Annotated in this window: 11 protein-coding genes; 3 read left to right on the top strand and 8 right to left on the bottom strand. The window is 44.7% G+C overall.

Translation table 11 applies throughout. The features are described 5' to 3' along the window. Positions 1-373: 373 nt before the first annotated feature. From GGD38_RS03985 to GGD38_RS03975, 3 genes are all read right to left on the bottom strand, one after another. Positions 374-1,675: an NCS2 family permease gene (locus GGD38_RS03985; protein WP_375299318.1), complete on the bottom strand. Its 1,302-nt coding sequence runs from the start codon at positions 1,673-1,675 to the stop codon at positions 374-376. A 294-nt stretch (positions 1,676-1,969) separates the two neighbouring features. After that, on the bottom strand, positions 1,970-3,604 hold the full coding sequence (locus GGD38_RS03980; protein ID WP_375299319.1) for a RagB/SusD family nutrient uptake outer membrane protein: 1,635 nt from the start codon (positions 3,602-3,604) through the stop codon (positions 1,970-1,972). Positions 3,605-3,658: 54 nt separating this feature from the next. Next, the gene (locus tag GGD38_RS03975) at positions 3,659-6,652 is read right to left on the bottom strand and encodes a SusC/RagA family TonB-linked outer membrane protein (RefSeq protein WP_375299320.1); all 2,994 of its coding nucleotides are present in this window, start codon (positions 6,650-6,652) and stop codon (positions 3,659-3,661) included. Positions 6,653-7,422: 770 nt separating this feature from the next. Between GGD38_RS03975 and GGD38_RS03970 the strand changes: the two genes are divergently transcribed. Next, on the top strand, positions 7,423-7,989 hold the full coding sequence (locus tag GGD38_RS03970) for a Crp/Fnr family transcriptional regulator (protein ID WP_375299321.1): 567 nt from the start codon (positions 7,423-7,425) through the stop codon (positions 7,987-7,989). 59 nt (positions 7,990-8,048) lie between these two features. Continuing rightward, positions 8,049-10,055: an FAD-dependent oxidoreductase gene (locus GGD38_RS03965; RefSeq protein WP_375299322.1), complete on the top strand. Its 2,007-nt coding sequence runs from the start codon at positions 8,049-8,051 to the stop codon at positions 10,053-10,055. 51 nt (positions 10,056-10,106) lie between these two features. Here GGD38_RS03965 and GGD38_RS03960 read toward each other — a convergent pair whose 3' ends face one another. From GGD38_RS03960 to GGD38_RS03945, 4 genes are all read right to left on the bottom strand, one after another. Next, entirely contained in the window at positions 10,107-10,415 is a 309-nt protein-coding gene (locus GGD38_RS03960) for an SHOCT domain-containing protein (RefSeq protein ID WP_375299323.1), read from the bottom strand. Positions 10,416-10,936: 521 nt separating this feature from the next. Next, entirely contained in the window at positions 10,937-13,564 is a 2,628-nt protein-coding gene (locus GGD38_RS03955) for an Ig-like domain-containing protein (RefSeq protein WP_375299324.1), read from the bottom strand. Positions 13,565-13,707: 143 nt separating this feature from the next. Next, the gene (locus GGD38_RS03950) at positions 13,708-15,324 is read right to left on the bottom strand and encodes a glycosyl hydrolase family 18 protein (protein ID WP_375299325.1); all 1,617 of its coding nucleotides are present in this window, start codon (positions 15,322-15,324) and stop codon (positions 13,708-13,710) included. 30 nt (positions 15,325-15,354) lie between these two features. Beyond that, complete coding sequence (locus GGD38_RS03945) at positions 15,355-16,815, bottom strand: carbohydrate-binding protein (RefSeq protein WP_375299326.1); 1,461 nt, start codon at positions 16,813-16,815, stop codon at positions 15,355-15,357. Positions 16,816-17,976: 1,161 nt separating this feature from the next. Here GGD38_RS03945 and GGD38_RS03940 point away from each other — a divergent pair. Then, positions 17,977-22,056 carry a glycosyl hydrolase family 18 protein gene (locus GGD38_RS03940; RefSeq protein WP_375299327.1) on the top strand — a complete coding sequence of 1,360 codons (4,080 nt, stop codon included), beginning with the start codon at positions 17,977-17,979 and terminating at the stop codon, positions 22,054-22,056. A 131-nt stretch (positions 22,057-22,187) separates the two neighbouring features. Here GGD38_RS03940 and GGD38_RS03935 read toward each other — a convergent pair whose 3' ends face one another. Beyond that, the gene (locus GGD38_RS03935; RefSeq protein WP_375303775.1) at positions 22,188-23,339 is read right to left on the bottom strand and encodes an MFS transporter; all 1,152 of its coding nucleotides are present in this window, start codon (positions 23,337-23,339) and stop codon (positions 22,188-22,190) included. Positions 23,340-23,486: the final 147 nt, after the last annotated feature.

The following is a 23,486-nucleotide window of genomic DNA, read 5'->3' as shown; positions in this document are numbered from 1 at the left end:
AAGATAATACAACAACAACAGACATGTATGGTATGCTTCGCTATATGCATTACAAATTATTAAGTGCCGGTAAAAGCACAGTTTCCGGAATAGGGTTCCGGTTATACCAATAGAAATTAATTGATGCTACAAGATTACGCCGTTTTTATAAGTCTACCAAAATAGTAGGTATTTATTTTGAAAGAAGTATCCATCTCGTTTAGATGTCACATCTTACAAGTTGTAAAGCGTTGTGGTTATAAGTCGTGAAACGGCAAACGTGAGAAAACTGCCGGCAATCGTGAATCGGCAATCGGCAATGGTTGTCGAAGTTCATGGCCTCGCTTAAACGTGAAACATGCAGACTCCACCTACAAACTGAACAACTGAATAACTACTCAAGTACCAACGCTAAGATTGCAAACGCATCAATAACTAGCAAAGCAATACTAATATCATTTCTTTTGCCGGTGATGAATTTAATAGCCGTCCAGCTAAGGAAACCCCATATAATGCCTTGCGTTATACTATAAGAGAAGGGAATAATGACCATAGCGAGGAAGGCGGGAATGGCTTCATCTAATTGTGTCCAGTTAATTTTTGTAACGGGTTGAACCATAAATTCACCTACCAGCACCAGGGCTGGTGCAGTAGCAATGGCGGGCACCATCGATAACAGGGGCGCTAAAAATAAAAAGGGTAAAAATAATAGCGCGCCGATAATGGCCGTGAGCCCGGTTCTACCCCCCTCTTTAATACCCACTGCCGATTCAATATATGCTGTACCTGGGCTTGAACCCACCAGTCCGGCAATAGTGGTAGCCACGGCATCGGTTACCAATGCCCGTTTTATATTGCGCGGTTCGCCATTTTCATCGAGCAGGTTGGCGGCTTCCGATAAGCCAACCAATGTTGACAGGCTATCGAACATATCGGTAAATACAAAGGCAAAGATCGCGGGTACTACACTCCATTTAAGGGAGTTTACCAGGTCGAGTTTTAATACAAGACTGAAGTCTGGCGCGGCTATCAATCCCTTCCAGCCAATTAATGGCGGTGCACCTGTAGCCCACAAGCGGCCCAGGGGAATGGCAGCAACTGTGGTGAATATGATGCCAATCAAAATAGCGCCTTTTACATGCCTGGTTACCAGTACGGCAGTAAATAACAAACCCGCCAAAAACGTCAACAGCGCAGGTTGTAGTTTTCCAATGCCTACAATGGTGGCCGGGTTATGCACAATAAAACCGGCATTTACAAAACCAATAAGTGTGATAAATAAACCAATACCTGCGGCAATGGCGTAACGCAAAGGGCGGGGTATAGCGCGTACAATATATGTTCGGATATTAAAGGCCGAGAGGATTAAAAAAATAACTCCGCTCCAGAACACGGCGCCCAATGCTACCGGCCAGGGAACCTTCATACCAATTACTGCCGAAAAAGTAAAAAAGGCATTGAGACCCATACCGGGCGCTACCAGCACCGGGTTCTTGGCATACCAGCCCATCATTAGGCTGCTGAAAAATGCCACAAGCACAGTAGCCGTTAACACCCCGCTAAAGGGCATACCGGCCTGGCTCAGCACCGATGGGTTTACCACAATAATATAAGAGGTAGCCAGGAACGACGAAATACCGGCGATGATCTCGGTTGAACGGCTGCTGTTGTGCTGGCGCAGGTCGGCTGAAAACATGCTGAAACGGGTTAAGGGCTGAAGATAAGCAAAAGCTGTATAGGGTTTGGTACCATCTTTCTTATGGCCTGGTTCGTCTTAAAAACGTACGATTAACGTATAAAAAGAGTACCAAGTACGTTAAAACCACGGACTTGGTACGGACTTGGTACGGACTTAGTACGGACTTGGTACGAAGTTGACCATAACAAAATACGAAGCAAAAGCCTGCCCGACCCCGGTAAAAACGAACAAGTCCCCTGCCGCCAGCCGGCAAAAGGGGACTCGTGAAAGTAGTCGTCTTAGGGTCTGTAATTAATAGCCGGGGTTTTGCTCCAGGTTTACGTTCAGTTTTCTTTCTGAAGTTGGAATAGGGAATATTCTTCTACGGGTATCTTTATTCATACCAGGCGTGTAGCCAGATGTAGCTACATCGCCGGGGATAGGATATTCTGTTTCAAATTTGTCGAAACGAATAAGGTCGTTCCGGCGCCAGTTTTCCCAATACAACTCACGGGCGCGCTCATTTAAGAGCATATCCAAATCTACGGTTGTCGCTAATGGCGCTTTTGCCCGGGCGCGTACTTTATTTAATAGAACCAGGGCGGTTTGTGCTTCTCCGTTCACTGTTGTTGCTGCAGCGCCGCGAACAATAGCTTCGGCTTTCATTAAATAAATATCGGCCAATCTGAAAATGGGCATATCGTTACCGCTCATACGGGTAGCAGCGGTAGTTGCCCTGTCGGGGTAGTATTTAATAGAACGTACACCCATGCAACGGGCCAGGTAATCGTTACCAACATCAAAAGGTTTTTTACCGGTCATTTTGATGTCTTTGGTGATCTCCAGTTGCCATACGGTATCGCCTTTAGGGCCGGTATAGCTGGCATCGAGATCGGTTTTAGGTAGCTTTATGGTAAACGGTGTACTATCGAGGTTATATTGTTTACCTATTAACCAGGTTGCATTTCTATCGTCACCGGGTAAATTAAAGAGGTTATAAAATTCGCCGGTAGCACTCATTGAAATACTCAGGTTATTAGGTACACCATACTTAGGCCACAGGTAAGCCATAATACCATGGCGGGTAAACTGGTTACCATCGAGCAACAGCGGATCGTAAGGAATGGCAAAAATAGTTTCTGTAGTGGCCGGGCCATTGTCCGGAGCAAATACATCGGCATAAACAGGATCGAGTGAATAACGCTTTGATGCAATTACACTATCGCACATGGCTACCGTTTCATTGTTTCTTTCGGCACCGGTATACACTTTTGCATTGAGGTACATTTTGGCCAGTAAGGCATACACCATTCCCTGGGTTGGGTGGCCATAGGTTGCAATAGGGTTGGTTGCATTTTTTACCGGCAGGTTCTTTACGATGGCTTTCAATTCTTTTTCTATAAACTGAAACACTTCGGCCCTCGGTTTCGTTTTTGGAAGGTCTTTCACAGGAAAAGTGTCAACAATAGGTACATTGCCGTAAATATCCATCATAAAGTAATAGAACAGGGCGCGCATGGCTTTTACTTCTGCCACTGAGCTTATACGTGATGGATCCGTTTCGGCCATTGTTGAATTGGCAATATTACTCAATACGCGGTTGCAGGTATTGATGGCGCCAAAGCCCCATTCCCAAACATCTTTTACATTCACGTGGTCTGGTGTATAGGTATGATTGTGGTGTTGGCGGTACTGGCCTCCATCGTCGTAGTTACCATCGCGGCCGGGGAGTATCAGCTCATCGGTGGTAAGCTCCTGCATTCTAAAATATTCAATGGCATATTTGCTGGCCAGCTGAGTATATATGGGCCCAATAAGCGCCTGAAAGTCGCCAGCGGTTTTAGGAAAGTTGTTCTCTGTATATTGCGATTCGGGTGTAACATCCAGTTTGGTACACGCACCTGCTATTGTTGTGATAGCTGCTAATGCGATCAATATCTTCTTCATACTGGTAATTTTATTTTTGATATCGTTTACTTGATTATATTAAAATGTATTTGGCTAGAACATAAAGTTGGCGCCAATGATGAACGATCTTGTTTTTGGATAGAAGTTCTTGGCATCTATACCTGGCTGCGTGCCGGTGATGCTGATCTCAGGATCGATACCACGATAATTGGTTATAGTAAACAGGTTGCTGGTTGAAAGATAAAAGCGCATTTTGTTTATGCCTTTGATCTTTGTTTTCAGCGAATAGCCCAGGGTGGCATTATCCATGCGGATGTAAGTGCCATCTTCCAGGAAACGGTCTGATGTGAGGTAGGCCACATTGTCTTTGTATGCTTCACCCAGTGTAAATGTTGGAATGTTCAGCGTTTTTGAATCGGCCGGGTTGTTTAACTGGGCCAGGGTGTTGTTCAGGACCTTGTTACCGGTTACACCTCTTAAGAAGAAGTTCAGGTCAAAATTCTTATAGGTAAAGCTGTTGTTCCAGCCAAAGATCAGTTTCGGCTGTGCGTTTCCGGCAATCATGAGGTCTGAGGTTGATGGCTGGCTGGCAATTACTTTTCCATCGGCAGTAAGGAAGGTACTTACACCCTGATCGTTTTTACCTACATAATGCCACAGGCTGAAGGTTCCCAGCGGCTGGCCTTCCATAATAACCTGGCTCCATACGTTTGTTTGTCCTTTACCACCCAGGTAAGAGGTTGGTATAGATGTTAACGCAGGGAATTTATCATTCGAAAGCGAAGTTACTTCGTTCTTATTATGCGCCAGGTTGGCCGAGGTGGTCCAGGTAAAACCTTTTGTTGAAACAGGCGTTGCGGTAAGGGTAAGTTCAATACCGGTATTTTTTACTTTACCCACGTTGGCGGTCATGGTGTTTACAAAGAACTGAGCGGTTGGTACGGGGTAATTATAAATCAGGTCAGACGTATTTTTAATGTAATAGTCAATAGAACCGCTCACTTTGTTATTCAGTATGGCGAAGTCGAGACCCAGGTTGGTCATGGCTGTACTTTCCCATTTAAGATCGGCATTTTCATTTTGCACGGGTAATAAGCCGGTTTGGTAATTGCCATTCAGGTAGAACTTCCCACTTTGGCCATATCGTACAATAGAAGTAAATGCATCAAAACCCTGTGAGTTACCCGAAACACCGTAACCGGCCCTTAACTTCAGCTCATTGAAGATCTTTTGATCGGCCATGAATGCTTCCTGTGTAATGCGCCAGCCGGCAGATACGGCAGGGAAATAACCCCAGCGATTGTTCTTACCAAAAGCCGATGATCCATCTTTACGTAACGAAGCCTGGAATAAATATTTATCGGCAAACTGGTAATTAACACGGCCATAAAAAGAGATCAACCGAAGGGTAGAAATAATGGCGTTATCAAATCTTACATTACCAACCGTATAAGGGTTACTTACTGCAAAGTTGTAATATGTAAGCAGGTCGTTGGTATAGCCCTGTGTTGAAATTCCAAAGCCATCGCCAATACGGTCCTGTTGGAACGAATAACCACCCAGTAATTTAATATTGTGCTGGCCGAATGACTGGTCGTAGTTGAAATAAGATTCAACCACCTGTTTGGTGTTCTCAAAGTTGCTGCGGTATGCGCGGCCGCTGGCGCCTACTGCCTGACCCGACAGGGCACCATAATAAATATCGCGAATGGTTGCTTCTTTTTGGCCTGAAATGCTAAGGGTATAGATCAACCCTTTCACGATCTTTACTTCGGCCAAACCGGTCAACAATGTTTTTTCTTCCTTGCTTTTTAATGTATTATTGGCAAGAATACCTACCGGGTTTAAATATCCGCCGCGGCTGAAATCTTCTGTGAATGTACCATCGGGGCGACGAATGTTTACTGTTGGCATATAGGTAAGCATGTTGTTGAACAGGGCGCCCTGGTCAACATCATTGTGTTTGGTGGTGCTGTTGGTTAATGAAATACCCAGTTTCAGGCGTTCATTAAAGAACTTGCTTTCGAGGTTACCCCGGGCAACAACACGTTTCAATCTCGAGTTCTTAACTATACCCTGGTTATCGAAATAGTTTAAGCTGGCGCCATATAACGTACTGCCCTGCGAACCGTTGATGGCTATATTATGGTTATGCGAAACACCGGTAGGGCGCATTACTTCTTTTTGCCAGTTTACATTAGCGCCGCTATCGTTGTATTGCGACATTAACGTTTGCCCGTTTCGCGACAGATAATCTTTTAGTTCACCGGCGCTCAGCATGTCTATTTCGTTTGACACTTTTTCAAAGGCCACATATGGGTTATAGGTCAATATATTCTGGCCTTGTTTTGCCCGGCGGGTAGTGATCATAATAACACCGTTGGCGGCACGTGAACCATAAATGGCGGTTGAAGAAGCATCTTTCAATACATCAATTGAAACGATATCGGTTGGCGCTACCAGCTCCAGCGCAGCGCCGGGTACACCATCAATAACATAAAAGGGCTCATTGGCGCCATCGCGCAAAGTAGAGGGGCCGCGCAGAATTACATCGGGCTTTTTGTTGGGGTCACCGCTGTGAGCAACGTTCAAGCCAGGCACTTTACCTTGCAGTAATTGAGTTGGTGAACCTGTTACCACCTGGTTAAAGTTTTCGTTGCTGATGCTGGTAACCGCACCGGTGATGGTCTTTTTGCTTGAACGGCCATAACCGGTTACCACTACATCGCTCAATTGTTTTGAGGCGAGCGTAAGTGTAATTTTTAAGGTTGTTTGGTTGCCAACCGAAACTTCTTTGTTGCCATAACCAATGGAAGAAAACAGCAGGATGGCTTTGTTTGAAGGAACGGTTATGGTGAAGTTTCCTTCTGCATCGGTCATTACCGAATTGTTACTGCCCTGTACGCTTACGCTTACATTGGCCAGTGGTGCTTTATTATCATCTGTAACTTTTCCTTTAATTGTTTTGTCTTGTTGCTGAAAGGCCAGTGCTGGTACAGCAAGTAAAAGTAACCATGCAGTTAGTAGTGATAAAGATGTTTTTTGGGCAAGCGAAAAACAAAAAAAACGCATGATTTTTTTTCTCATGATTAAATGTTTGGTGTTACAAGATTCGGGTCAGTGAACCTTTATAAATTTAATTTTTAAAATGCTGGCACAGCTCCGTTAAGGATAGGTAAGGGTGGTGCATTAAAATTTTGGAAAGATTGCAAAGGGAAACTTTCGGTGTTACCAGAATGTGAAGGGTGTGTTATGTTATTGGTACTGTTTTGCAAAAGTATTTTAGCGTAGTGGTTGGGGTGAGTATAAAGTTGACAGGTTAACAGGTTGACAAGTTAACAAGGAGGTTGAAAAGTTTATAGAGATGATAGAGTTGATAGCGGTAATACAGTTAATAGGTAGGTTGCAGGAAAACGCACAGGGGAGGGGATTAAAAGGTTGATAGACGTGATAGAGGAAAAAGCGAGTGGTGAGTGGCGAGTAGGGGAAAGGCAAATAGGATTTGCAAATTTCAGAAGGCAAAAAACTTGCAGGGCGTTTTGTAATTTAAGCCCCACTAGCCATTTACCATTTGCCACTAGCCGTTCCCGGCTTCGCCGGGAACTTGTGCCAGGCGGAATCCCCAGGTATCACCTGAGGTTCCGCTGGTCTTGTAATGTTTGCGTAGGTACAAACTTAGGCCGAAATACCAAAACCGGGTTACGAATGAGGGAAAACAAATTATTAATTCCGAAATAGTATTTCTACTTATATGCAACAGCTATTATAAATCATACCTTTGGTTTATCGGTTATGGTCCTGTATGAAATGTGCAAATCCCGCCTGTTGCGCCATCCCCGTCCTAATATTATATTATAATGAAAACGCTGAAAGACCATATAAATCGCACTATTTCGGCTACGGAAAGTGAATTGGAGCATATGGTTCAGTTGTTTCAGCCGCTCACCCTCGAAAAAGAAAGTCACCTGATAAAAGTTGGTCAGTATTGTGATAACTATTATTTTGTAGAAAAGGGATCGCTGCGTATTTATACGATGGTGGATAACCTGGTTGTGACCAACTGGTTTGCTTTTGAAGGAAACTTTTTTACCGATCTTGAAAGTTATACCTATCAGTGCCAGGCCAAGTTCAATATACAAGCCGTTGAAAATTGTGATATATTATATATCTCAAGAACTAATATGAATGCTTTGCTGCAGCAACATCCTGCCTGGGGCGAGTTGGTTCGCAAAACCTGGGAGCAGGCATTTATAAGGCTCGCGCAAATAGTGCTTACGGTTCAAACCATAAATGCCAAGGGCCGGTATAATAATTTGTTCAGTCAAATGGACCTTATGCAAAAGCAGCAGCCGGTACAACCACAACCCAATACCAATATTGTTTCCGTAATGGGCATTACCGATTTGCCTGTAACTGAGAAATAATAACCGGGTATCTGCGATGTAGCTATAATTTTTACTTTTAATTTGAATAACGATTGCTTATGTTACAATTGCGAATGCTGGTAATTGCCATTCTTCTTTTTGTTTTTCCCGCTCATAGTCAAAGTCCCAAATCTGTTCAGGTTGATGTATGTATATATGGCGCCACTTCAGCTGGCATCATAGCCGCGTATACAGCTAAGAAGTTACACCAGACCGTTCTGGTAGTTGAACCCGGTAAACATATTGGTGGCTTAACCTCGGGCGGACTTGGTTTTACAGATATTGGAAATAAATATGCGGTAACAGGGTTGGGCCTCGATTTTTACCGCAGGGTAGGGAAGCGGTATGGTAAGTTTGAGTCCTGGATCTTTGAACCCCATGTCGCAAAAGACGTTTTTATGCAATATATAAAAGCGGCCAAGGTTGATGTGGCGCTGGGGCATACGCTTACAGGTGTAAGAAGTGAATTTGGTTATATAAAAGAGCTTGATCTGGAATATGTTAATGAAGAAGGGAAGATAACAACCAAACGGATAGCCGCGAAAATGTTCATCGACTGCTCATACGAAGGCGACCTTATGGCAAAGGCAGCCGTTTCGTATACGGTGGGGCGTGAATCGAACAGTTGGTACAATGAAACCATCAATGGCGTGCAAATGCGCGAACATCACCAGTTTCCCGATGGGGTTGATCCATATAAAGTGCCTGGTAAACCCGAAAGCGGTTTATTGTGGGGTATTGCCGATGGTGCTTTACTTCCTGCCGGTTCGGCCGACACCAAGGTGCAGGCTTATAATTACAGGATCTGTTTAACCGATGAACCTGCTAACCGCATTGATATCACCCGCCCCGAAGGATACGACTCCACCAAATATGAATTGCTGCTGCGCCTGCTTGAGAAAAAGCCGGCGGCCAGGTTGAGCGCCCTTATGAAACTTGATCGCATGCCCAATCATAAAACCGATGTCAATAACAACGGCGCTTTTTCAACCGATATGATCGGGATGAATTATGGCTATCCTGACGGCAATGCCGAAAAAAGGAAAGATATTATACAACAACATGAAACATATGTAAAAGGCTTATTGTATTTTATTGGGCACGATGCCCGCATGCCCGAAAACCTGCGTAAAGAAATGCTTACCTGGGGTTATCCCAAAGATGAGTATACCGACAATAAAAATTTCTCCCCGCAATTGTATGTGCGCGAAGCGCGCAGAATGATCAGCGCCTATGTAATGACGGAGGCCAATTGCCTGGGTAAAGAAGTGGTGACCGATGGCGTTGGTATGGCTGCATATACTATGGATAGCCACAATACGCAACGTATTGTAGTGAACGGTATGGTGAAGAACGAAGGCGATGTGCAAATAGGTGGTTTTGGTCCATATCCCATTTCGTACCGTTCTATTGTTCCGCGGGCAAAAGAATGTAAGAACCTGTTGGTGCCAGTTTGTTTATCGGCCAGCCATATTGCTTATGGTTCTATTCGAATGGAACCGGTGTTTATGGTGCTGGCACAAGCGGCAGCTACTGCGGCTTCCATGGCCATTCAGGCAAAACAGGATGTGCAGGACATAAATGTGCAACAACTACAACAAACGCTTAAAACAAATCCGCTGGCCGATGGCAGCATACCTGAAATAGTGGTTGATAATTCCAATGCCAACCAGGTAACTATAAAAGGAAACTGGACCACCAAAGAGCATATGGGTTATGGCCCTTCGGTACTTACGGCCGAGGAGCCATCTGCTGAAGATCGTTCGGTACAATACAAACCGGTTATTGAAAAAGCCGGCACCTACCAGGTATATACTTATATGTTGCCTAATTATAAAAAACTGGCTTCACAAACAACGGTCACTGTTTTTGATGGCAGTAAAGAAACAAAAGTAACACTGAAGCGGGCCGATATTCAGGTGCAGGGACAAACCTCTGGTGAGTGGGTGTTGATTGGTAAATATAAATTACAAACCGGCGCCGATGCACATATAACAATACATGCAGCTGGCGCCGATGGAGCCGTGGTGGCAGATGCGGTGCTACTGGTGCCGGAGGCAAAATAAATTATAGGAATTATTGGAGGGCCCATTCCGTAACAAGGATGGGCTTTTTTATTAATGATTATATATAAGGTCTGCTCTTCTTTCCTCATATTCTGCATTCGTTATTATACCCTTCTCTTTTTGGTCTAATAACTTTATCATCTCATCCAGCTTGTTTATTCCCGGGGGCATTGCCTGATCGGGTGTAGTGATGTTTTGCCGCGAGTGATCGGGTTGCTTAAACATTAGGGTGAGAATGATCAGCAAAAGTGCGGTGAGCGAAAGCCAGAATCCATAGCCAGAGGATAACATTCCCAATGCGGCTCCCGGAATACCTATCAATATGAGCCAGCGTTGCTTTTGCGGTATCGACAAATTCATACGTACATGGTTTTATGTATGAAGAAATGGTAGTTAGTTTGGTACAACCATGGGTACGCACTATCAGCTTTTTGTCAGCCGATTCAATATAATGGGCAACCTGTAAAAGTAATTAAGTCGAGTTCTTTCTATAGCGGTTATTAACAGAGGTGTATTTTGCTAAAATGAGACGCTCAGGTTAAGTTACAAAAAATTACTGAAAGAAAAAGGTTAAGAATAAATATTAAAGTCGCTGTCGTTTTTATGACTTCTGTTAGTGAAATAAAAAGATAAAATAACGCCAAGCAAAATAACGCCGGTGATAATGGAATAAGCTATTGGATGCATAATGCCTTCTTTTTGTGTGTCTTTTGAATTAATGTGGCAGCTATGACTGGTTAGACGGTTAACCGGCTTCAATATTGTTAGCTCAACGAAAGTTTTTTTGTTAACGCAAAAAAAACGGAGCGGGTGGCATGTTTCCCGCTCCGTAATGACGGACTGTGACCTAATGACTGTTCATTTCATGCCATACTTTACTCTTAGCGTTTTATCAGTTTCTTCGTAATAGTTTCTTTTCCGTTATTGATCTTAATTAAATATACCCCGGTTTGCAGGCTGGCAATATTTATATGCTGACCGCTTAAAATATTGGGGGCAGTGTATACAAGCGTACCATTCAGGTTAAAGATCTTCACCTCAAATCGATCGCCTATATTACCATATTGCACCACCATTTCATTGTTAACCGGGTTGGGTAATATTTTCAGACTGGCTGAATATTCGGTAAACGGATAAACAATTCCTGCATCACCTCCGTTAGCACTCATTGTAGCTGCGGCTCCCTGACGAATCACTACAGAGCTTGTCCAGTCGTTTAAGTTTACTGTAGTGCCACCCGAAAGACCTACGCTAACCAGGCAGGCAAAATTGCCTTTGAACAAATAAGCCGGACCGGTAAAATTGTCATCACGATACAGAATGGCCTCATAACCACTGTTCACCTTTAATGAAGAGATATCGTCGTTGATAGCACCCTTCACTATCAACTGGTTTACCGTATAGCTGCCAACAGGTAAAGTGATGGCATAACCACCGTAGTTACAATCTTTGTAAACTGTAGCGCCAGATGGGTTGCTTACGGCCACGGTGATCTGTGTGGTAGCTTGTCCGCCCCGGTCATCAATGGCCACTGCTTTAATTGCATAGGTGCCGCCGCCAACATTTGCCCAGGTAAATGAATATGGGCTGCTTGCATCTTCGCCCAGTTTGGTAGTACCATTATAGAACTCCACTTTACTTACAGCGCCATCGGCATCGGAAGCCGTTGCATTGATGGTAATGCTTGCGGGAGATGCAAATGAGCTGCCGTTTGCAGGTGAGGTAATGCTGATCGCCGGCAATTTATTTGTTACCGAACGAATACGCAGAGAAGCTGTTGAGTCATTCCAGCCACTACTTACCAGGCAGGCTACATCGGCTGTATAACCTGCATAGCTGCCGGTAAAGTTGTCGTTCTTGTACAACACTACTTCGTAACCTGAAGTTATTTTAATAGAAGAAATGTCTTTATTGGTAATGCCCTTGGCCGTTAGCTGCGCAATGGTATAGGTACCTTCATTAAGGCCAACGGCAAATGAACCGGTGTAATTACAATCTTTATAAAAGATAGCAATACCAGTTGGGTTTGGATTGGAACCGCCGGTTATAGAACCGGTAATAGTGTACGTACCCAGTGATCCGTAATTTGAGTAACCGGTTGTTTTGGGGTCTCCTGAACCCGTGCCGGTAATTGAAACATAATAAGTGCCTGCTGCAAGCGTACTGCTTAAGCTGGCGTTCAACGTAGTTGGGTTAGAAGAGGTGACAGCTGTTCCTGCGTTATTGTATAACGTTACTAAAATGTCGAGATTGGGTGCATAAGCATTGGGATTGAATGTAAGATTGAGCGTACCGCCCGTAGTGGTGAATGAAAACATATCAATATCACCGGTACGTTCTATAATACCTCCTTTGTTTACATTACCCGATGCATCAACGCCAAGTGTGCTGGCGGCTGATATGATATTGCCATAATCATCGGCACGGTAACCAACGCCATAGGTAGTGCTTGAGATCATTGCCAGGTCGTCTTGCGTAGTGCTGGGATTGGTATATTCGCCCTTGCTCCATTGTACCAGCGATTTGTAATAACCTACACCCATAACAGGCGCCCAGGTTCCCTGGCCCTGATAATATTCTTCATCGGGTGTTGTTCTGCCGTCGTGCGAAAGACCAAAGGTGTGGCCTACTTCATGCGAACCGGCTTCGCCGGCTGCTTTGGCGCCACTGTTAAATACCCAACAAGGCGTTTCATCATTCCATTTAAAAGAACCTAAATAAGCCACCCCGCCGGCTCCCGGGGCAGCCGTATTTGTAGGCGTAAAAATGCAACGCATTCTTTTCGTTTTTGGGTACGTGTTAAAAACGGCCTCACTGGTAGTTACATTCAGGTGAAATGGACGGTAATCTTCGCTGATCATTTTCCATACATTTTCCTTGTCTGCATCTGATAAATTAGCCGGGGCTGCAGTAATAGGATTACCGTTGTTCCAGCCAGTGCCTGAAACATATTGCCCGTCGAAATCGAGCAACACACAACCATTGCCACCGGGGTAGCTTTGCAGATCGGTAACTGCTGCTGCTGCATTGGCCGCAGCGGCATCGGTTGCGCCTTCCTCGTTAGATGTAACGTTTGCTTTGGTGTAGTCTACACAAACCACATTGTTAATGTCTGTTTCCTCTACATATACAGCTCCATTATCGTCTGAAGTGTATTTGTATGCCTTTTTGCTGCTATTCAACAAAACATGTCCGTACACTGATTTGCCTTCAATAGTCAGGTAGAATGATGAGTTGAGAACATTTTCAATACTACCAGCCAACTGTTCAGCGCCTGTTCCTAACGACCGGCGAAAGCTTACAGCAACAGGTAGGGTAACATTGGAAGAAAGCTTTAACTGCAAATTGCCTAAGCGATTGGACTTTTGGGTGGCAGTTATTTGTTTACGAAAATTACTGAGCACATTGGTGCTGTTGCCGATGGGATAACGTTTGTCTTTGTCCTGACCGTAGGTTACGGATGTGAGTACGCACAGGCCTACCAGCAGGTACAGATTTAATTTGCGCATGATGCATGATTAAGATGAGGAATATATAAAATAAAAAACCTGTCAGGCAAAAACCATTTACAGCATACATAATTGTAATATGTATGCGCGGTTTAGAACCTGACAGGGTTATTATCTACTTAACTAATGTGATCGTGAAACTACTATTTGATAAACTGGCGGGTGATCTTCTTATCGCCTTTGATATATTCAAGTGTGTATACACCTGATCTCAGAGCCGATACATTGATCTGGTTGCTTGCTGCACGGGCAGTTACAACCTGTTTGCCAGAGATATCATAGATCCTGATAGTGCCACCAGCTAAAGATTCGCCACCCGTTGATATGTTCAATGTCTGCTGCACGGGATTCGGGTAAATGGTGAATGCTTTTCCTGATTGAATGGAGTTATCGATCAAATTTGAAACCATTTCGTTCGTTGTGGAAATCTTAGCTCCACTTGGTGGGGTTATGCGAACCCAGTTCAGGTTCCAGCCACCGGCCTGCGCGTATACACCAAAGTTGTAAGTGCCGGCAGTGATGGAAACGTTATGCGAAACGGTGGTCCAGTTTTGCCAGCCACCTGTTGATGGAATGGCTACCTGGCCAAGTTGAATAGAACCTGCATTCAGGTCGCATGAAACAACGCCACCGCCGCTGAGGCTGGCTACACGGTATTCCACTTTGTACGTTCCGGTAACAGGGAAGTTGATGTTATAGAATGCCATCCAGTCGGTAGCATCTATCCAGCCTACGTTTGAACCGCCACCTGCATCGGTAGTTGCTTCTGTTTGTACACCGGCCATGCTGTTATAGTTCTCGGCCTGAATAACAATTGGGTTACCGGGCGTTGGCGGATTGGTGCCGCCTCTTTGAAGAACTACCTCATGAATAGCAGATAATAATGAATTAGGATTGCCGGCATTGAAGTCGCCCGACAGTTCCCAGATCATGATACCGTTACCCTGATCGAATGCCAGGTTGGTTTTGTTTTTAATGGTAGTGATACCATTGTAACCAACACCATTATAAGTGTCGGAATAGGGATTGGCGCCACGGTTTACGAGTTGCGCAAAAGTTTCCCAGCTGGGACGTCCATAGAATGGCACACCCAGTACGCATTTTTCTTTGGGTAAACCACGATTGCGCCAGTAGTTCATTGAGTTTTGCGCATACGTGTAAGTTGAATGGTCGTAGTTGTTGTAATCATAAGCCATCAGGTTTAAGAAGTCAACCACGTTGAATACAGCGTTGAGAATGCTGCCGCCGTTTTCACCAACTACGGCTGCCGTAAGCAGTTTGCCACGGTTGTGCATTTCGGTCGACAATTGCGTCATTAACGCCACGTAGTTGTTGGCAGAAGCGCCATTGTCGGGATATTCCCAGTCAATATCAACACCATCTAAACCATACTGGTTTACAAAGCCAATGATGTTGTTTACAAAGGCGGTGCGGTAGCTGGCGTTAGCAGCAAATTGTTCAAAGCCGCTGTCGTTACCATCGTTCCAGCCACCTACAGAGATCAATACCTTTACACCGTTTTGATGTGCTTTGGTAACAAGGCTCGATAGTTTGCCTGGATTGTCGTTCCCATACAAACCACCGGTAGCGGTTGGCAGTATGAACGCATAGTTAATGTGGGTGAGCTTGTTATACTGTACAGTATTAACATCACCAGCCCATGATGGCATATAGCCAATCACTTTGAATTGCGCCGCGGCGCGTTGCCCTGAGGCGAGTAACAGAGAGAATAGAAGAACTTTTGCTAGATTTTTAATCATAGAACACTTGTTTTTACAGGTTAGCGTATCTTATTTAATGAACTCCTTGGTGATTTTCGTTGAACCTTTGGTGAATTGGAGGGTGTATACTCCAGGAGCGAGTTTAGATACATCGAGCTTGTTGCTGGCAGGGCGTGCAGTTATAACCTGACGGCCATTGATATCGAAGATGCGGATGAGGCCACCGGTCAATGATTCGCCGCTCAGGATGTTCAATTGCTGTTGAACAGGGTTAGGATAAATGGTAAATCCTTTATTCGCCTGTAGCGAGTTATCGATGAGTGTGTTTACCAGCCCGGTAGTAGTTGCGGTTTTCGCTGTGCTCAATGGCGTAAAGCGGATCCAGTTCAGGTTCCAGCCACCGGCTACAGCAAAAATGCCCGGGTTATAAGTGCCTGCAGTGATATTTACGTTGTGGGAAATGGTGGTCCAGTTTTGCCAGCCACCGGTAGAAGGTACATCCAGTTGACCTAATACGATAGCACCAGCGTTCAGGTCTAACGACAAGCGACCACCGCCGCTTAAGCTGGCTACACGGTATTCAACTTTATAGGTACCGGAAGTTGGGAAGGTAATAGCGCCATAAGCCATCCAGTCGTTAGCATCTATCCAGCCTACATTGGTACCGCCGCCGGCATCGGTCGTAGCTTCGGTTTGCACACCGCTCATGTTGGTATAGCTTTCAGCCTGTATGGTTTGGCCGGTTGGGTTTGGATTGGTGCCACCGCCATCTTGATACACACGAACATAATCAACATACATTTTTGCAGGGAAACCGTTCAGGTCTATGTTAAAGCCAGGCCAGTTACCACCAACAGCCATGTTCAATAAAATGAACTGGTTGTTATGGAACTCACTGGTACCGTTGATGCCGCCGCCGATATACATTTCGTGGAACTTGGCGCCATCGAGGAACCAACGGATATAGTTGGCATCCCACTCAATACTGTATACATGGTAGTCGGTTACGGTGCAGGCGGTATTGCCACCGTAAGAAGCGTAGTTATTATTATGATCTCTCCAGTGTGGAGTGCCATAAGTTCTGTTCTCGGCATTAATATGCTCCATGATGTCTATCTCGCCACAGTCGGGCCAGCCAACGGTAGATATATTATCGCCCAGCATCCAGAATGCGGGCCAAATGCCGGAGAATGCAGGCATTTTTATACGGGCTTCTATTTTGCCGTACTTCCACGACTTCTTGCCCTGCGTTTTCATTCTTGCTGAAGTGTAATTATAGCCGCCGAATGATTCGCGTTTGGCGGTAATAACCAGTTGACCGTTTTCGATGGTAGCATTTTCGCGGCGGTAGTACTCAAGCTCATTGTTGCCCCAGCCGCTGCTGCCATTGCCGGTTTCAAAAACCCAGTCGGCGCCAATGCTGTTGGTAAATTCATCCTGCCATACAAGTTGCCAGTTTTGGGCCTGGGTATTTTTTTGTAGAGTGGTTAGCGCACCCAATAATAAACATGTGGGTAAAAACTTTTTCATAAAGGAAATGGTTTGGTGTTTATAAAATGTCGTGAATCGGCAAACGGCAATCGGCAATGGACCACTACATGCGTAATGAACTACTGATGCCAGTTTCGCTTAGCACGGTTTACGCAATAGAAATACTTTGCATAACGCCTATAGCGAAATGCATAACACATGTGTGTGAAAACACACACGATCGCGATGCGGTATATGGTTATTTGCAACGATAACCTAATACGGCCATGCCACCCGGCAAAGGGCAGCCGAAAAAATAAAAAGGGGAAAAAATGGCTATTCTATACAGTAGGGAAGCGGATATAAGATCCACTTTAGTGCTAAGGGATGCTGCTTCAACTTACATTACTACTAACAGTCAAGTGATTTCTACAGAAGAAGGTATTGGCAAAAATCACTCCAATTAACTCATATCGCTAAAACGTTTTGGAGTATCAAAGCTAAACATGATTATCATGATGAAAAAGAGTAAAATTACTCGATAATGAAGCTGCGGGAAAGAGTTTATTCACACCGTTAGTAGTGCTACTATATTAATATAGTACTTATGTGTTGCGTAACAAATGGTATGTTTATTGTTTGCAATGATTAACCTATATATTCTATTATGATTATCAACTATACTATAACGGAGACCAATATTGTGGAAAAAAATAAAACTGTTTTCGTAAGCAAATAACTGCAAACGGCTTTTACTTTGCAGCTGCTTCTACAACTATATTACTGCATATACTAATTACCTTCTTCAAAAGCTGAACGCTTAACGCTAAAGGCTTAACGCTTGAGCCCTAACACTTGAGCATTCTTTCCTGCTTTCAGCCTCAGCTGGAGCATCCGCATGTGGTGTTCCGTGTTTTGCATTTGTTCAGCATTCAAATCCTTCTTTGAGTCCTTAACGATTGGTTCAATTGAATCAATGCTTTGCTATGCGCTACATCCGGTTAAACGGGTGAAGCAGGCGAAGCTATGCGTTTACAGTTTACGTTCATTATTGAGCGTTAAGTCTTTGGTGCAATTGGTTTTGAGCTTTAACATTCGGGGTGAAGCGTTCGGCCTTAAGCGTTCAGCGTTAAGCTGCCATTAGTATGAAGATCTTAATTTATTCAAGAGTGTTTTTTATAAAGTGTATGTATTGTTAATCATTAAAATTTCCTTTACAGTATGAAAGCTTTGTCTACTCATCGTAAAAGGCGCTCCTGGCGTTTTTTGCAGTATGTTCAAATGGCTGTTTTATTCTGTTTGTTCTCCACCGGTTACGCGCAGGTTAGTCCTTCGGTACCGGCAACAACAGCCCAACACACCAAACAGGTGATCGGTTACATTACACAATGGGACGCCTGGAAAGAAGTGGCGAACGTTGTTCCCAAAGGTGGTTTCAATCATTTGAATGTCGATTATTCGCAGTACACCATTCTGAACTTTTCGTTCTTTGGCGTAGCCCAGGATGGTTCATTGCATAGTGGCGATTTTCGTAATAAGAACATTTACCAGGTAGGAGCCGTGCAGGCGCCTGCAGCGTTGCTGAATGAAGACATCTACAGCAGCTGGGACCTGTACCTGTTGTACGGTGAACTGGAAACATTGTATTACATCTCCGATGGCAGTTACGCTTACAACCAGGGCTATCGTAACGAAGGCGCCGGCTGGAAGAATGTAAACACTGGCAAGACCGGTAACTTTCCATTGGCTATACACAAACAGGGCGGCCAGCCCGGCCTGATAGAACTGGCACATTCAAAAGGCGTAAAAGTAATGGCGTCTATCGGTGGATGGAGCATGTGTAAGCACTATCCTGAAGTTGCTGCCGATGCAGGCAAACGTGCCAAATTTGTTGCCGGTTGTAAAGAACTGATCGCAATGGGTTTTGATGGTATTGATTTCGACTGGGAATATCCTAACGATCCCGGTATGAATATCGAGCATTATGGTCAGGCTGACTTCAACAATTTTGCTACACTGCTGGAAGAAGTGCGTGCCGCAATTGGCACCAGCAAGTTGATCACTTCCTGCTTCTCTGCTGTGCCGGCAAAATTACAGGGGTTCAACTGGCCACGTTTGAATGCCGTGCTCAACTACATAGACATGATGACGTATGATTACAATGGAGGCTGGAGCAACAAGGCAGGCCATAACGCACCATTGTACGATTATCCCGGTATGGAATACCAGGGCTTTTCATTGAATGGTACTGTGCAGGGGCTGCGTAACCTGGGCGTTAATATGAGCAAGGTTACACTTGGTGCCCCTTTTTACGGAAGAGGCGTGGTTACCAGCGGTACTGCTGCTGTTAACGCAGCTACAGTAAAACGTGCCGAAACCGTTCAACCCGATGGTCCAATTCAAACCTGTGCAGATTATACAAACTGGCAAAAAGACCTGTGGGATGGCACACCTTCTTACAGCTATATTTTGTCAACTACCGGTAGTGGTTCCGGCTGGACAGAATACTGGGATGATAATGCAAAAGTTCCTTATAAAACAAAAGGAAATTATTTCCTGAGCTATGATAACGAAAGGTCAATTGAAGCAAAAGCCCAGTTCATAAAAGATCAGGGCCTGGCTGGTGTTATCGTATGGCAGGTGTATGGTGATATGACCGATATGACCAGCAGCACCTCTGGAACAAAACTGATCTTTTGTGCAAACACCAAATCAAAACTGGTGAACAAGATCAACCAGGTGTTTGCCAATGGCAGCACGGGTGGTAACGTGTCGCCAACAGTATCTATCACTGCGCCTACCAATAACAGTACTTACACTGCGCCGGCCAGCATTACATTAACTGCAAACGCATCAGATGCCGATGGCACCATTTCAAAAGTAGAGTTCTTTAATGGCGCTACAAGTCTCGGTTCAAAAACATCAGCACCATATACTGTTACCTGGAGCAATGTATCGGCAGGCAGCTATTCAATAACTGCAGTAGCAACCGATAATGCCGGTGCAACAACTACCTCATCGGCAGTAGCCGTAACCGTTAATGGCACCAACCCTGGTAACACTGGCGGAAAGGTAATGGTAGGGTATTGGCATAATTGGGGTACCACTTCAGGCACACCGCCTTATATTCGTTTACGCGATGTGAACCCCAAGTATAATGTAATTCAAATTGCCTTTGGTGTTACAGGAGGCGATCAGGCTACAGTTACCTTTACCCCAGAAGGCACTACAGTAGCTGATTTCAAAGCAGATATTGCCACGCTGCAATCGCAGGGCAGAAAAGTACTGTTATCGCTGGGTGGTGAGAATGGTATTCTGCAACTGAATACGGCTACAGCTAAAACTTTATTTGTGAATTCAATGAAGTCGTTGCTGGATGCCTATAACTTCGATGGATTTGATATTGACCTCGAAGGCGGTTCAAACCTCACACTCAACAGTGGTGATAATAACTTTATGAGCCCCACTACACCAAAAGTAGTGAACCTCATTGCTGCTGCCAAAGAGATCATCAGTTACCGCAAAGGCCAGGGTAAAGATTGCTGGTTGACCATGGCGCCGGAAACGTATTATGTTCAGGCGGCTTATGCAACCACCTATTCACCATTGGTAGGCGCTTACCTCCCATTGATCTACGGCCTGCGTAATGAACTTACATTTATTCATCCACAGTTATACAATACCGGTTCAATGACGGGTTTGGATAACAAACAATACTCTTCAAGCACTTCTGATTTTATAGTTGCTATGACAGAAATGTTGTTGACTGGTTTCCCTGTAGCCGGTACCAGCCAAACCTTCCCTGCATTACGTGAAGACCAAGTTGCCTTTGGTTTACCTGCTCAGCCTTCAGCTGCAGGTTCAGGTTACACAACACCAGCGAATGTGAAGAAAGCATTGGATTACCTGATGAAAGGGACCTCATATGGTGGCGGTTATGTAATGAGAAAATCAAGTGGCGGTTATCCCGGGCTGAGAGGTATCATGACCTGGAGTGTTAACTGGGATAAAGCAAACGGCGATGAATTCGCTACCAACTACTATCCATACTTCTTTGGAAGTACACCTGGCAACCAGTCGCCAACAGTAAACATTACTTCACCTGCTAATAATGCAACATTCACTTCACCAGCTAATGTAACCATTACTGCAAGCGCCAGCGATGCCGATGGAAGTGTTACAAAAGTGGAGTTCTATAATGGCGGCACCAAACTGGGTGAAGCCACAGCAGCGCCATACAGCTATACCTGGAGCAATGTGGCAAACGGCACATATACCCTTACAGCAAAAGCAACCGATAATGGTGGCGCAGTAAGCACATCGGGTGCAATTACTATAACAGTAGGCACTGGTACCGGTACTGGTTGTAATGGTATTGAAGCCTGGACCTCAACAGGCGTTTACCTGGCCGGAAAACAAGTAGTGTATAATAATAAGATCTACGAAGCTAAATGGTGGACACAAAACGAACGCCCTGATCTGAATGTTGGCGATGGTAAAGTTTGGAAATACATCAGCGATTGCACAGGCACTGGTACTAACCAGGCGCCCGTTGTAACGCTTACTTCACCTGCTTCAGGTGCAACGTTCTCTGCTCCTGCTACTGTTACTATTGCTGCAACTGCAAGCGATGCAGACGGTACTGTAAGCAAAGTAGGTTTCTATAATGGAGCTACTTTATTAACTGAAGTAACTTCTTCTCCTTATAGCTATACCTGGAGCAATGTTGCGGCTGGTACATATGCCATCACGGCAAAAGCAACCGATAACAGCGGTGCGGTTACTACTTCATCAGCTGCAACCATTACAGTTGGCGGCGGTGGAAACACAGGTAATTGCGCTGGTGTTGCTGAATACCAACCTTACCCCAAAATATACAATGCAGGTGATAAGGTAACTTATAATGGTAACCTGTACGAAAGTTTGTCGAATTCATTGTACAACGTAACACCGGGTACTGCCGACTGGTGGTGGAAACCATTGGGTGCATGTGGTGCTGCTACAAGAACAACTGCGGCAACCAATGCGGCAACAACTGCAGGTAGTGCAGCTGTTGTGCCAAACCCAATTTCAGGTAGCACAGCGCAGGTATTGAAATATGCCGAAGCCGGCGATCAATTGGTTATTGATGTACAAAGCTCACGTGGTAATGTGGTAAGCAGCCAGTCTTATACTGCTTCAAGCACAGGTATAAGCACTATTACCATTCCAACCGCTAAGCTAACTCAGGGAATCTGGATCGTTCGCATCACTAATAAGAAAACCGGTAATGTGAGCACAACCCGGTTGGTGAAATTATAGCGCTAAAGCACAAGGGCCAAGGCACAAGGTACAAGGTGCAAGGCACAAGGGCCAGGATCCAATATCCAAAATTAAAGGCACAAGCATTACGCTTGTGCCTTTCTTATGTCCTGAACCTTGTATCTTGATTCTTACTCCTGTTCGTCTTTCATGTTACTTACCAGGTAAGTTATCAGTGCGCCAAATAAAGCGATAAGTGCAATTGACCAGCGCAGGTTAAAGGCTTCTGCTATAAAACCTACTGTAGGCGGAACGATCAAAAAGCCAAAATACCCAATGGTAGAAACGCCTGCAATGGCAGGGCCGCCACTCATATGTTTTACTTTCCCCGCCATACTAAATACCATAGGCACTACACAGCTTACGCCGAAACCAGTCATCATAAAACCAATAGCAGTAGTAATAGTGTAGGGGAGGGCCGCTGCCAATAATAAGCCACCCAAAATAAGCAGGCCACTGTATTTCAGCATAGCCTTTACGCCAATTTTATTGGCCATTTTATCGCCGGCAAAACGGCCAAGCATCATAGCCACCATATAAACCGCATAACCAGCCGAAGCCATTCCTTTGGAGGCGTGCACCGCTTTTTTCAAATAGATGGCGCTCCAGTCGTACATGGTACCTTCAATGGCCATGGAAGCAAAACAAATAAAACCAAATTTCAGCAAGGCCTTTTCCGGCATTCTGAATTTTGATTTTTCCAACCGCTCATGCGGTTTCGGTTGCTGGTGCACTGTATCTTTAAAGAAAAGGAAGCAACAACTGGTTAAAAGAATACATACGGCCAGAAAATGCCATGAAGGTGGTATACTTGCCGAAACCGCTAAAGAGCCAATACTGGCTGCGGCAAAACCGGCCACACTCCATATACCATGAAAGGTGGCAATGATAGAACGGTCGTATAAGGCCTGCACACCTATTGATTGTGCATTGGCAGAAATATTGAACAGGTTACGGGATGAACCAAAGAAGAATAACAGAATGATCAGTTGCCAGGTTTCCTGGGCAAAACCTACCAGGCATAACATGATGTTGAACATTACTGCGCCGCCCATCATAATATATCGGCTGCTGAACCGGCGTAATAAATAACCTGTTACCGGTAATGTGCACATTAATCCGGCCGGGAATGCGAATAAAACGCCGCCTAGCTGTCCTTCACTTAAATGTAAATTCTGTTGAACGGTGGGTATACGCGAGGCCCAGGAAGAAAACCCGAATCCTGATACAAAAAAGAAAACGGCAGTTGCTATGCGGGCGCGCCGTGGAGAAGCGTTGGTCATAATAGGAATAAACGAGAATAATTTAATCAATCAATTTTTAAGAGTCTGTTGCAGGTTACAGGTTGCAGGTTTCAGGGAATACAAAAAATAAGTGCTCTGGAACTTGTAACATGGAACAACGGTTTTCGCATTTGTTGCAGGTTGCAT

The organism is Niastella sp. OAS944 (genome assembly GCA_024809215.1).
Taxonomy (GTDB): domain Bacteria; phylum Bacteroidota; class Bacteroidia; order Chitinophagales; family Chitinophagaceae; genus Niastella.
The sequence above is the reverse complement of the archived record's forward strand: the minus strand, read 5'-3'. Positions and strand labels throughout refer to the sequence as shown.